The sequence below is a fragment of the Ruegeria marina genome, assembly GCF_900101475.1.
GTDB lineage: Bacteria > Pseudomonadota > Alphaproteobacteria > Rhodobacterales > Rhodobacteraceae > Ruegeria_B > Ruegeria_B marina.
Map to the genome: position 1 here is coordinate 35,612 of NZ_FMZV01000016.1, position 11,861 is coordinate 47,472.

The following is an 11,861-nucleotide window of genomic DNA, read 5'->3' on the forward strand; positions in this document are numbered from 1 at the left end:
TCTGCCTGGGGTTGGCTCGGGCAAGGAGGAGAGCAGATGAAACTCATGCAGGGATTTCCACCGGCTACGGCCGACCAAGCGACCTTGGCCAACTGGCGTACGCAGCCCTATTCGTCCTGGGCGTTTCACCATGTGCGCGAAATTGTGCCTTCGGCCGAGATTGCCAACGCGCCGGCTGACGTCTGGGCACTGGAGCATTGCGCCCCGTTGCTGTCCGAGGCGGTCATCGACGACATCCTCGCCCCCACCCTCACCGATGCACTGGTGGTGTTGCACAAGGGGCGGGTGGCGCACGAGGTCTATCGCAACGGCATGGTGGCCGACGACCCCCATATTCTTATGTCGGTGTCGAAATCCATGCTGGGCCTGCTGGCCGGCATCCTCGCGGGCAAGGGGCTGCTGGACCTTGAGGCCGGTCTTACCGACTACATTCCGGAACTGGCGCCCACAGCCTACGCAGGTGCAACGGTGCGGCAGGCGCTGGACATGCGGGTGGGCGTGGAGTTTTCCGAGGACTACACCGCTACCTCGGGTCCGATCATCGCCTATCGCAAGGCGGCCAACTGGAACGTGGTCGAGCCGGGCGACAGTGTGCCCGACCTGCGCAGTTTTCAGTTGATGTTGACCAAAGGCGATGGCCCGCACGGCGGGCGGTTCCATTATGTCTCGCCGGTGACCGACCTTCTGGCCTGGGTGATCGAGCGGGCAGCAGGGCGGCGCTATTCCGACCTGATGTCCGAGCATCTGTGGCAGCCGATGGGTGCCGAAAAGGCGGGCTATATCACCGTGGACCGAATCGGCGGGGCGCGCGCGGCGGGCGGCATGTGCGTCACCGCCCGCGACCTGGCACGAGTGGGGCAGCTGATCTGCCAGGGCGGCGCGCGCGAGGACGGGCGACAGGTGATCCCCGCCGGCTGGTTGCAGGATATCGCAACGGCGGGCGATCGCGATGCCTGGGCCACCGGCGATTTTGCGGACCGGTTTACCGGGTACGACATGGTCTACCGGGCGAAATGGTACGTTCATCCGGGCGACGCGCCGCTGATCCACGGAATGGGCATCCATGGCCAGTACGTCTTTGCCGATCCGGCGCGCGAACTGGTCGTCGCCTGGATGTCGTCCGAGGCGGAGGCCGCCAGCGAACACGCCTTCGGTCTGCGATACAGGCTGATAGAAGCCCTGCGCGCGGCGATCTGAGCAATGCGGCGCGACTGGCCTCTTTTCCAGACGCCCGGAGCAGGATAAACCCGTGCCATGAAGTGGAACCTGCCCAATATTTTGACCCTGCTGCGCTTGCTGGCCGCGCCCGGTCTGGCCGTGATGTTTCTGTATTTCACTCGGCCCTATGCCGACTGGTTCGCGCTGTTGTTGTTCGTGTCGGCGGCGGTGACCGACTGGTTCGACGGCTATCTGGCCCGCACCTGGAAACAGGAAACCAAGATGGGCGCGATGCTGGACCCGATCGCCGACAAGGCGATGGTGGTGATCGCCCTGATGATCCTTGTTGGCTATTCCACCGAACACTGGACGCCCTGGCTGGTTCTGCCGGCCACGGTGATCCTGTTCCGCGAGGTGTTCGTGTCCGGCCTGCGCGAATACCTGGGCGATGTGGCCGGGACGCTGAAGGTCACCAAGCTGGCCAAGTGGAAGACCACGGCTCAGATGATCGCTATCGCGGTGCTGTTCAGCCAGGGCATCTTCGAACACTATCTGGTGATGTCGTCCTTTGGCATGGATCAGGCGATGGTCGATCAGATACTGGCGGGCGAGGTCGCGGACCTGCGCGGGCTGCGCTGGAAACTCGAAGGCATGGTCTGGTCGGGGCGTGTTGGCCTGTGGCTCTTGTGGATCGCGGCTGCGCTGACATTGATCACGGGCTACGACTACTTACGTAAGGCCATGCCGCACCTGAGGGAGACGCGCTGATGGATATACTCTATTTCGCCTGGGTCCGTGAACGGATCGGCCTGCCGCGCGAGCGGGTCGAGACCGGGGCCGAGACCGTGGCCCAACTGGTCGAGGAACTGCGCGGACGCGAGCCGCGCTACGAGGCTGCATTCGCCGATCTTTCCGCCCTGCGGGTGGCGCTCGACCAGGAACTGGCCGATTTCGACGCGCCCTTGTCCGGCGTGCGCGAGGTGGCCTTCTTTCCGCCGATGACCGGGGGCTGATCCCGATGCGCGTGGTGGTCCAGCAGGAACCTTTCGATCTGGGCGCCGAGGCCAATGCCTTTGCCGAGGCGGATACAGGCATGGGCGCCATCGTCACTTTTACCGGCGTGGTGCGCGACCTTGCGCGCGGCGATCTCGACGTGATGGAGATCGAGCATTATCCGGGGATGACCGAAAAGGCGCTGGGCAAGATCGCGGCCGAGGCGAAAGAGCGCTGGTCGCTGGGCGATGTGCTGGTTATACACCGGTACGGCCGCCTTGCCCCCGGCGACCGGATCATGATGGTCGCGACGGCGGCGCCGCATCGAAAGGATGCGTTCGAAGCCGCCGAATTCCTGATGGATTACCTCAAATCCCGCGCCCCGTTCTGGAAGAAGGAAATCACCCGTGATGGCGCCGACTGGGTCGCTGCCCGGGACGAGGATGAAGCGGCACTGACCCGTTGGTAGGGTGCACGGGGTCCGCATTGACCCTCGAAGATTTCATTTTCCTGCCGTCCAGGCTGCTTTGCCGGAGGCCGACAAGGAAATTGCGCCGCTGGAACAGAGCTGTTCGGAAGTTCCTGAAACAAACAGCATTGCCAATGTCGCGGCGACGCGCGGTTTGTACGAAACGGTTCGGCTTGGCTCAGCGCTGCACGGTCATGTGCTGACGCAACTCTTCCGCTTCCTGCCGGGCAGCGCGAAGCCCGTCCATTGCGGCGGCAAGTTCGGCCTCGGTCTGGGTCAGCTGGTTGGTCAGCTCCGCTTCGCGCTGCTGCAGGTAGGTGATCGCCTGGTCACGGGCTTCCTCCGCTTCATGCAACTCCTGGCTCATCCGGTCCAGATCGGCCACGTCGCTCTGGCGTACCCGGGTAAAGCGGTGGACCAGCCAGTTGGCGAACCAGCCCATGGCAAAGGCGACGAACAGGATGATGGCGGTGGTGATGATGAATTCGGTTCTGTTCATTTACTGATCCTCCCCGGCGGCTTCGGACGCCCCCACTGCACCGGAATCTGCATCTGCATCCGTGGCGCTGTCCGTGCTCGTCGCCTCGATCTCTTCCAGCGCAGTCGTTTCCTCATCCAGCAACTCGGGCCGGATAAGGTGGAATTCGATCCGCCGGTTTGCCTCGCGCCCTTCCTCGGTCTCGTTGTCGGCGATCGGCTGGCTCTCGCCATAGCCGACCGCCGAATAGGTCGAGGTCAGCACCCGCCGCGCCCTGAGTTCGTTCAGAACCGACTGGGCGCGCGCCTGGCTCAGTTGCTTGTTCATTTCCTCGCGGCCCTGGCTGTCGGTATGGCCCTGGATTTCCAGCCGCAGCGGCCCGCAGTTCTGCAACAGTTCCGCGATCCGGTCCATGATCCCGGCCGAGCTTGCCATGATGGTCGCCGAACCGGGCTCGAAATTGATCTTCTCGGCCTTCTGGATCTCGACCAGCTGTGCCTCGCACAGGTCGGGGTCGGGCGCCGCATCCTCGGTCTGCGGGGGCTCCTCATAAGCGATGTCCAGCTCGAAGCTCTGCGATTCCCCCAGTTTCTCGGCCAGGTGGCGGGCGATGCTGGCGGCGGCCTCCTCGTCGTGGCTGGTGCCACGCAGCCGCAGGTTGTCGGGTGTCACCACCAGCGCTCCGTTTTTCAGCGTCGCCAGCGCCTCGATGCCCGCCATTACCCGTAAGGGCCAGTCGGCGGGCAGTTCCGGCACGATCCGGGTCGCGGTATAGACCGAGGCCGAGCCAAAGGCCGCCTTGGCGAAACTGTCGACCATGTAGCGCATGTCCTCGCTGCCCAGCCGGCCGCGCAGCTGAACCTGTCCCTCGGGGCTCAGCGTCGCGGTGAACTCGGGAGGCCCCGCGGTCGTGGTCTTCTCCGGCACCGGCAGCACCGCGTGCAGGGCAAAGACGTCGGGCAATTCGGTCTGCAACTCGCCGACCACCCGGTCGAACAGCGCCTGGTCGGTGCCCTCGGCGGCGATCAGGGTAATGTCGGCATCCGCGATGGTCACCGAGCCCGCGCCCAGTTGCGCCACCGCCCCGATGCTCAACTCGGCCGCCCGCGCCCAGCGGGGCGAGGGCACGCCCATGCCGATGATGCAGCCGGGGCTGCCTTTCGCGCCCGCGGATTTCGCCGCCGCCAGGATGCGCGCGCGCGAGGTCGCCGTCTCTGCCGTGCAGGCGTCGAACCGCGCGCCTTCCTCGTCGATCAGGAACCGCAAGGTAAAGGGCGTGATCACCGGGCGCGGCGCGGCGATATCAAGCCCGATCCGGATCGAGGGCGGCGCCGCCCGCGTCAACGCGTCTTCCAGCCGTTTCTTGTCGGCGCCGCTGTCCGAGATCGCCTTGACCGTCACCCGCCCCGCGCTCACGGAAATCTTCGAGCGGGGCAGCATGTCCAGCGCCTTGACGCCGAACCCCAGCGCATCGTTCCATCCTTCCGGCACCGGATAGCTGGCGGTTTCCAGCAGGTCGGTCACGTTTTCGTTCTGGGCCAGCCGGCCCAGCGAGGCGATCAGCGCCTGCCGGTCCATTTTGGCCGGCACCAGCCCGATCACCGATATGCCGCTGTCGTTACGCAGGATCTCGATCGAGAAATGCGGCGGCGCCAGCCCGGCCGAGGGCCGGATCTGCATCCGGTCGATCACCCGCGAGGGATCCACCTCGCCCCCCACGACCGACAGCGCGTTGAACCGCGTCGCCTCGTCCGGGGCCATGCCGGTCAGTTTCACCTGCAACCCGTCCGCCTCGACCTCGGCCCAGTCATGGCCATTCAGGTCCAGTGCCCGGCGCACGGCGATTTCCGAGTTTTCCTCCATCGCGGTCACCGCGAAACTGGCCGCTACGCCGCACAGGGCCGCGGCGAGGACAAAGGTCAGCGCGACCACGAGGGTCAGGGGAAGTCGCATGGGCAGGTCGTGTCTCTCCGGTCGTTGACAGGTTTCTTAACGGCCACCGCCGCCGGGCGCAATCACGCGAACAGGGCGGCGCCGAAGAAGATGAGCGGAATAAGGCCGGTGTCGCGGTTGGCCCGGAACAGCTGCAACAGCTTGCCATTGTCGTTCAGGTCCAGCCCGCGCAACTGCCACGCCATGTGCCAGCCCATCGCCCAGGGCCCCGCCAGCGCCAGCACCAGCGCCAGAATCGAGGCATCGGGCAGCGCCGCCTCGATCACCGCCACCCCCATCAGGCTGACGGTCCCGGCCAGGAAATACATCATCCAGCGCGGGGTCTGGTCCCCGAACAGCCGGGCGGTTGATTTTACCCCGATCAGCGCGTCGTCCTCGGTGTCCTGGTGGGCATAGATCGTGTCGTAGAACAGCGTCCAGCAGATGCCGGCGAGGTACAGGAACACCGCGCCCCAGCCCAGCGACCCCGAATGCGCCGTCCAGGCCAGCAGCGCCCCCCAGTTGAACGCCAGCCCCAGGAACACCTGCGGCCACCAGGTGAACCGTTTGGCAAAGGGATAGACCGCCACCGGCAACAGCGACAGCACGCCCAGCGCGATGGCGGCCCGGTTGAACGTCAGCAGGATCAGCAGCGCCAGCAGCGCCTGCACCACCATCCAGGCCACCGCCATCCGCACGCTCACCTGCCCCGACGGGATCGGGCGCGAGCGGGTGCGTTCCACCCGGCCGTCGAAGTCGCGGTCGGTGATGTCGTTCCAGGTGCAGCCCGCCCCCCGCATCAGGAACGCGCCGATGCCGCAGCCTGCGGCGATCCACAGATCGCCCCAGCGCGCGTCCTGCCCGTCGAGCATCGCCAGCATCAGCCCCCACCAGCACGGCAGCAGCAACAGCCAGGTGCCGATCGGTCGGTCGGCGCGGCTCAGCCGCAAATAGGGCCGCGACCAGGCCGGGGCGTACAGGTCGACCCAGTTGCCGGTCACCGCATCGGCAACCTGACCATCTGGCGTTGGGGCTTGGCCTTGCATATGTAGTCTTTCATGAGTGCAAAGATCAGGCTGTATGTAGATCACCCGCTGGCCCCGGGGCAACCGGTCGCGGTGTCGCGCGAGCAGGCGCATTACCTTTTCGGGGTGATGCGGCTTGATGCGGGCGCGCCCGTGGCGCTGTTCAACGGGCGCGACGGCGAATGGTGCGCGCATGTGACCGAGGCCGGCAAGCGCGGCGGCACGCTGGTCTGCGAGACGCAGACCAGACCGCTGCAGATGCCGCCCGATCTCTGGCTGCTGTTTGCCCCGATCAAGAAGGCGCGCACCGATTTCATCGTCGAGAAGGCGGCCGAGATGGGCGCCGCGCGCATCCTGCCGGTGCAGACCGATTTCACCAATTCCGAACGCATCCGCCAGGACCGGCTGCAGGCCCATGCGGTCGAGGCGGCGGAACAATGCGGCGGCACCTTCGTGCCCGAGGTAGCGGACCTTCAGAAACTCTCCCGCCTGCTCGACACCTGGCCCGCCGACCGGCAACTGATGTTCTGCGACGAGGCCGAGGCTGGGTCCGCCCTGCGCCTTGCCACCGGCGGCCGGGGCAAACCCTGGGCCATCCTGATCGGCCCCGAGGGCGGCTTTTCCGAGACCGAACGCAAACGTCTGCACGCGATGGAGCAGGCCCATGTCGTCAGCCTCGGCCCTCGCATCCTGCGCGCCGACACTGCCGCCGTGGCCGCGCTGACCCTCTGGCAGCAGGCACTGGGGGACTGGTCATGAGCTTCATCCGACCCGAGGCGCGCGCCGCGCTCTGGCGCTGGCGCGAGGTGCTGGCGGGGCTCGCCATAGTGCTGGTGGGCCTCAGCTGGATCACCGGTCCGGGTGGTCTCTTGGGCTGGGTTGGCTGGCCTACGCTGCTGGCCGGTACGGCACTCACCGTGGTCGGCCTCCAGCGCGGCCGCTTCCGCACCGGGTCCGGCGGACCCGGCGTGGTCACGCTGGACGAGGGCGAGATCACCTATATGGGTCCGCTCACCGGCGGCTCGGTCGCCGCCGCTGATATCGAACGGCTCACCCTCGACCCCGCCCTTGAGCCCGCCCATTGGGTGCTCGATCGCCCCGGCCAGCCGCCGCTGCTGATCCCGGTCAACGCCGAGGGCGCCGAGGCGCTCTTCGACGTCTTCGCCAGCCTGCCCGGTTTGCGCACGGAACGCATGCTGGCCGAGCTGAACGGCACCCCCCGGCACGCGGTGGTGATCTGGGAACGCACCCCTACGCGCCCCCCCACGCAATGGCTGCACTGACCGCCGAATCGACCGATCGCGCCCTCGCGCTCGCAGCTACCGGGATCCGACCGGCCAACACATCCGCGTGAGCTTCTTGCAGCCCATGCATTGACACCCGCGTGAAATATGCCACTTGTCGGCGGACGCAGCACAGCCAAGACGGAGCCCGAGCCATGTCCATTCCCCAGTCCGGCGGCGGACCGATCGAACGCCACGAACAGCTGGCCGAATACCTTGCTTCGGGCTGCAAGCCGAAGGCAGATTGGCGCATCGGCACCGAGCACGAGAAATTCGGCTACTGCAAGGACACGCTGAAACCGCTCCCCTACGAGGGCGAGCGCTCGATTCTCGCCGTGCTTCAGGGCCTGCGCGACCAGCACGGCTGGGCGCCGCTGGAAGAGGGCGGCAAGCTCATCGGCCTGACCAAGGACGGCGCCAATGTCAGCCTCGAGCCGGGCGGCCAGCTGGAACTCAGCGGCGCGCCGGTGGAAACCATCCACCAGACCTGCGACGAGGTGAACGACCACCTGCGCGACGTCAAGGACATCGCCGACAAGATCGGCGTCGGCTTCATCGGCCTCGGCGCCGCGCCGATCTGGACGCATGACCAGATGCCGCTGATGCCCAAGGGCCGTTACAAGCTGATGGACGGCTACATGCAAAAGGTGGGCACATCCGGCACCACCATGATGCGGCGCACCTGCACCGTGCAGGTGAACCTCGATTTCGCCTCCGAGGCGGACATGGTGCAGAAACTGCGCGTGGCCATCGCGCTGCAACCGGTCGCCACCGCGCTCTTTGCCAATTCCCCCTTCCTCGAAGGAAAGCCCAACGGCCACAAGAGCTGGCGCGCCCGCGTCTGGCGGCATCTCGACGACGACCGCACCGGCATGGTGCCCTTCGTGTTCGAAGACGGGTTCGGGTTCGAGGCATGGGTGCAATACGCGCTCGATGTGCCGATGTATTTCGTCTACCGAGATGGGAAATACATCAACGCGCTGGGCCAGTCCTTCCGCGATTTCCTAAAGGGCGAACTGCCCGCGCTGCCGGGCGAGACGCCGACGCTTTCCGACTGGGCCGACCACCTGACCACGCTCTTCCCCGAGGCGCGGATCAAGAAATTCATCGAGATGCGCGGCGCCGACGGCGGCCCGTGGCGCCGGCTCTGCGCGCTGCCCGCTTTCTGGGTCGGGTTGATGTACGATCAGTCGGCGCTCGATGCCGCCTGGGACCTGGTCAAGGGCTGGGATGCCGAGACCCGCGAGACCCTGCGCATCGAGGCCAGCCGCCAGGGCCTCCAGGCGCGGGCGGGTGATGTCGACATGCACGCGCTGGCGCGCGAGGTGCTGGCGATCTCCGAGGCCGGGCTCAAATCCCGCGCCCGCCCCGGCGCCGGCGGCTTGGTGCCTGACGAGACCCATTTCCTGAGCGCCCTCAAGGACAGCGTCGAGTCGGGCAAGACCCCCGCCGACGAGCTGCTCGATCACTATAACGGCGACTGGAACGGAGACCTGACCCGGATTTACCGGGAATTCAGCTACTGACCGGGACGCCCCGCCTACGCTGCGAATGATGCGGATTGGCTCGTTTGGTTTGAAGTTGGACCGGGTGGAAAGCGATCGGGCGTGGGTTTGACAGCCCACTCCGGTCATTCAAGCCGGAGCGCAGCGCAGGACGGACTGGAGCCCAGTCCGGACATCAATCAACTGTCTCGGCCGGCGGCGCGCCGGGCACCGCCCGCCCCTTCCTTCGGGCGCGCGCATTGCGTGCGCTCGCCCAGAGTCTGGCGCGGTCCCACCGATCACGTTCAAAGCAACTCGACTTGAGCCTGCGCCTGAGCAGATGCGATGTGCAGGAATGGGGGATTGGCGGACCGGGTCAGCCCGCGCTCTCCCTCTCCAGATCGGCCAGAAAGGTAATGACCCTCGCAACCGGCATCTCGCAGGGAACCAGCCGTGCCCCGCCTGTCAGATCATAGAGGTTCAGGCTGATGTAATCGCTGCCGCCCAACTCGGTCGCCACCAGCTTGACCGACCGCCCCCCGGCGAACACGGACTTGCACACCATGTAGCGCCGCCCGCCAGAGCGGCCGATCGTGGTGCCCGGTGGCCAGGCGCGCAGCCGCACCAGTGCCCGATCTCTCACGCCGATTTCTGGCCGATTTTAGGTTCGGTTCCTGCCTTCAGCCGGGCGATATTGGCCCGGTGGCGCCAGAACACCATCAGCGTCAGCACGATACCCAGCACAAAGCCGGTGCCATGGCCCAGGAATACGACCCAGAAGGTCGAGCTTGCCGCCGCCACCAGCGCCCCCATGGACGAGATGCGTGTCACCGCCGCCCCCACAAGCCAGCTCAGGCAGCAGGCGATCCCGACAGGCCAGGCCAGCGCAAGCCACAGGCCCAGAAAGGTGGCAACCCCCTTGCCACCCTTGAAGCCCAGCCAGATGGGATAGCAATGGCCCAGGAAGGCGGCCAATGCAGCCACCTGCGCCGCATCCTCGCCGGCAAGCGTGCGCGCCAGCAGCACCGCCACAGCGCCCTTGCCGCCATCCAGCAGCAGGGTCAGCGCCGCCGCCCCCTTGTTGCCGGTGCGCAGCACATTGGTGGTCCCGATATTGCCCGATCCGATCTTGCGCAAATCGCCCAAGCCCATGGCGCGGGTCAGGATCAGGCCAAAGGGGACTGATCCCAGCCCGTAGCCGATCACGGCCCAGAGGATCAGCAGCATAAGCGGTGTATCGAATGCGGGCATCACGGTCTCCGGTAAACGGCCTTTCCGGCCACATAGGTCGCCAGCACCCTACCCTGCATCCTCTGGCCGTCAAACGGGGTGTTCTGCGATTTCGACTTTAACGTGAACCGGTCCAGAACAAAGGGCACATCCGGGTCGAACAGCACCAGATCGGCGGGCGCGCCCGCGCTCAGCCGCCCGGCCTCCAGCCCCAGCCGCCGCGCCGGGTTCAGCGCCATGGCGCGGAACAGGGTGGGAAGGTCCAGCTGCCCAGCATGGTATAGCCGCAGCGCCGCCGGCAGCAGCGTTTCCAGCGCCACCGCACCGCTTGCCGCCTCTTCGAACGGCAGCCGCTTGCTTTCCTCGTCCTGCGGCGTGTGCATGGAGCTGATCGTGTCGATCAGGCCCGTGCGTACCGCTTCGATTACCGCCTGCCGGTCATCCTCAGACCGCAAAGGCGGCTTGACCTTGAAGAAGGTGCGATAACCCGAAACATCCAGTTCGTTCAGCGTCAGATGGTGGATCGAGGTTCCGGCGGTGATGTCCAGCCCGTTGCGTTTGGCGCGTTCCAGCGCGGGCAGGGCGCGCGCGGTGGTGATCTGGTCCGCGTGGTACCTGGCCCCGGTCATCTCCAACAGCGCGATGTCGCGGTCCAGCCCCATCCGTTCGGCCATGGGTGAGACGGCCGGCAGGCCATAGAGCGCCGCGAACTTGCCGCTGGTGGCCGCCGCCCCCTCGCTCAGCCCCGGTTCCTGCGGATGCGCGATGACCAGCGCGCCACAGGACTTGGCATAGGTCAGCGCGCGGGAAAACACCTTGGTATTGGCGACCACATGGTCGCAATCGGTAAACGCCACCGCGCCCGCATCCAGCAGAAAGCCGATCTCGGTCATCTCGCGGCCCTGCCGCCCCTTGGTCAGCGCCGCCATCGGCAGCACGTTGACCGGCGTGTCGGCCTGCGCCCGGCGGGTGACAAACTCCAGCGCTTCGGGCGTGTCGATGGCCGGGTTGGTGTCGGGTCGGGTGACGATGGTGGTCACTCCGCCCGCCGCCGCCGCCTGTCCTGCGGATTTATAGCTCTCCTTGTGGCGCTCGCCCGGCTCGCCCACCTTGACGCCGATATCGGCGATACCGGGGGCCAGGCACTTGCCGCCGCAATCGACCACCTCGACATGGTCCGGGACACCGATCTCGTGGCCTTGCGCCACGATCCGCCCGCCCTCGACCAGTAGCGCGCCGCGCTCAACGGTGCCCGCCTCGGGGTCGATCAGCCGGGCATTGGTGAAAAGGATGTTGCTCATGTCATCGCCCTTTCGATGGCGGCCCTGGTGGCGGCCGGGTCCGCCTGGTGTTTGATCAGGTGCTTGTCACCGCCCTTGGTGATCACCTGCACATAGCTGCCCATGGTGCGCACGGTCTCGATCTGGCTCAGCGGCACCCGCCGCCCCGCGCCGCTCAGCACGCCGTCCGAGATTTCCCAGACCACCGCCAGTTCCTCGGACGCGAGGTACCAGCCGCGCAGCGCTATCGCCGCCAGCCCCGCTGGAGCGCCGGTCCAGACATAGGGGTTGCCCATCGCCCAGAGTACCGCCATCGCACCCGCCATGGCGATCGCCGCCATCCAGGTGTGGTTGCGGATATAGGCCTGCCGGTCGGCGGGAAAGCGATGTGTCGTGTCGGTCATGCCCACCTCCCGGTGAGCGGTGTCAGGCGGCCGGAACTCCTAACAATTCGCAAAGTTCCCAATGTACAAAACGGCACATTCGCCCCGTGGGGCCGGTGCAAAACGGTCAAAACGGCCCGTGCACC

General features: G+C 66.5%; 14 protein-coding genes. 7 read left to right on the forward strand and 7 right to left on the reverse strand.

What is annotated here, in order from left to right; translation table 11 throughout:
- The first annotated feature begins 36 nt into the window (after positions 1–36).
- From BLT75_RS18645 to BLT75_RS18660, 4 genes are read left to right on the forward strand one after another with little or no spacing between them, the layout of a single operon-like run.
- Entirely contained in the window at positions 37–1,197 is a 1,161-nt protein-coding gene (locus BLT75_RS18645) for a serine hydrolase domain-containing protein (protein WP_093035435.1), read from the forward strand.
- Between the two features lie 57 nt (positions 1,198–1,254).
- Entirely contained in the window at positions 1,255–1,926 is a 672-nt protein-coding gene (gene pgsA / locus BLT75_RS18650) for a CDP-diacylglycerol--glycerol-3-phosphate 3-phosphatidyltransferase (RefSeq protein WP_093035438.1), read from the forward strand.
- Positions 1,926–2,171, forward strand: a complete 246-nt coding sequence (moaD, locus tag BLT75_RS18655; protein ID WP_093035443.1) for a molybdopterin converting factor subunit 1 — start codon at positions 1,926–1,928, stop codon at positions 2,169–2,171. Before pgsA ends, moaD begins: the two co-directional genes overlap by 1 nt.
- A 5-nt stretch (positions 2,172–2,176) precedes the next feature.
- Complete coding sequence (locus tag BLT75_RS18660; protein WP_093035446.1) at positions 2,177–2,620, forward strand: molybdenum cofactor biosynthesis protein MoaE; 444 nt, start codon at positions 2,177–2,179, stop codon at positions 2,618–2,620.
- Positions 2,621–2,798: 178 nt separating this feature from the next.
- On the opposite strand, the gene BLT75_RS18665 is transcribed toward BLT75_RS18660, so the two are convergent.
- From BLT75_RS18665 to ubiA, 3 genes are all read right to left on the reverse strand, one after another.
- A complete protein-coding gene (locus BLT75_RS18665; protein WP_093035449.1) occupies positions 2,799–3,119 on the reverse strand; it encodes a hypothetical protein in 321 nt (106 codons plus the stop codon).
- Positions 3,120–5,051 (reverse strand): OmpA family protein, encoded by a 1,932-nt coding sequence (locus BLT75_RS18670; RefSeq protein WP_093035452.1) that lies wholly within the window; start codon positions 5,049–5,051, stop codon positions 3,120–3,122.
- 62 nt (positions 5,052–5,113) lie between these two features.
- The gene (ubiA, locus tag BLT75_RS18675; RefSeq protein ID WP_093035455.1) at positions 5,114–6,076 is read right to left on the reverse strand and encodes a 4-hydroxybenzoate octaprenyltransferase; all 963 of its coding nucleotides are present in this window, start codon (positions 6,074–6,076) and stop codon (positions 5,114–5,116) included.
- 12 nt (positions 6,077–6,088) lie between these two features.
- On the opposite strand from ubiA, the gene BLT75_RS18680 reads away from it, so the two are divergent.
- The 3 genes from BLT75_RS18680 to BLT75_RS18690 all read left to right on the forward strand — a co-directional run bounded on the left by BLT75_RS18680 (position 6,089) and on the right by BLT75_RS18690 (position 8,864).
- Entirely contained in the window at positions 6,089–6,814 is a 726-nt protein-coding gene (locus BLT75_RS18680) for a 16S rRNA (uracil(1498)-N(3))-methyltransferase (RefSeq protein ID WP_093035458.1), read from the forward strand.
- Entirely contained in the window at positions 6,811–7,338 is a 528-nt protein-coding gene (locus BLT75_RS18685) for a hypothetical protein (RefSeq protein WP_093035461.1), read from the forward strand. The genes BLT75_RS18680 and BLT75_RS18685 overlap by 4 nt, the downstream gene beginning before the upstream one ends.
- Before the next feature lie 155 nt (positions 7,339–7,493).
- Positions 7,494–8,864 (forward strand): glutamate--cysteine ligase, encoded by a 1,371-nt coding sequence (locus BLT75_RS18690; RefSeq protein ID WP_093035463.1) that lies wholly within the window; start codon positions 7,494–7,496, stop codon positions 8,862–8,864.
- A 334-nt stretch (positions 8,865–9,198) separates the two neighbouring features.
- On the opposite strand, the gene BLT75_RS18695 is transcribed toward BLT75_RS18690, so the two are convergent.
- Genes BLT75_RS18695 through BLT75_RS18710 form a run of 4 tightly spaced genes read right to left on the reverse strand, consistent with a single transcriptional unit; the run spans position 9,199 to position 11,736 of the window.
- Entirely contained in the window at positions 9,199–9,465 is a 267-nt protein-coding gene (locus BLT75_RS18695; RefSeq protein WP_425441149.1) for a hypothetical protein, read from the reverse strand.
- On the reverse strand, positions 9,462–10,073 hold the full coding sequence (plsY, locus tag BLT75_RS18700; protein WP_093035466.1) for a glycerol-3-phosphate 1-O-acyltransferase PlsY: 612 nt from the start codon (positions 10,071–10,073) through the stop codon (positions 9,462–9,464). The genes BLT75_RS18695 and plsY overlap by 4 nt, the downstream gene beginning before the upstream one ends.
- A complete protein-coding gene (gene pyrC, locus BLT75_RS18705; protein WP_093035468.1) occupies positions 10,073–11,353 on the reverse strand; it encodes a dihydroorotase in 1,281 nt (426 codons plus the stop codon). The genes plsY and pyrC overlap by 1 nt, the downstream gene beginning before the upstream one ends.
- Positions 11,350–11,736, reverse strand: coding sequence for a hypothetical protein (locus tag BLT75_RS18710; RefSeq protein ID WP_093035470.1), 387 nt, complete (start codon positions 11,734–11,736; stop codon positions 11,350–11,352). Before BLT75_RS18710 ends, pyrC begins: the two co-directional genes overlap by 4 nt.
- Positions 11,737–11,861 lie beyond the last annotated feature (125 nt).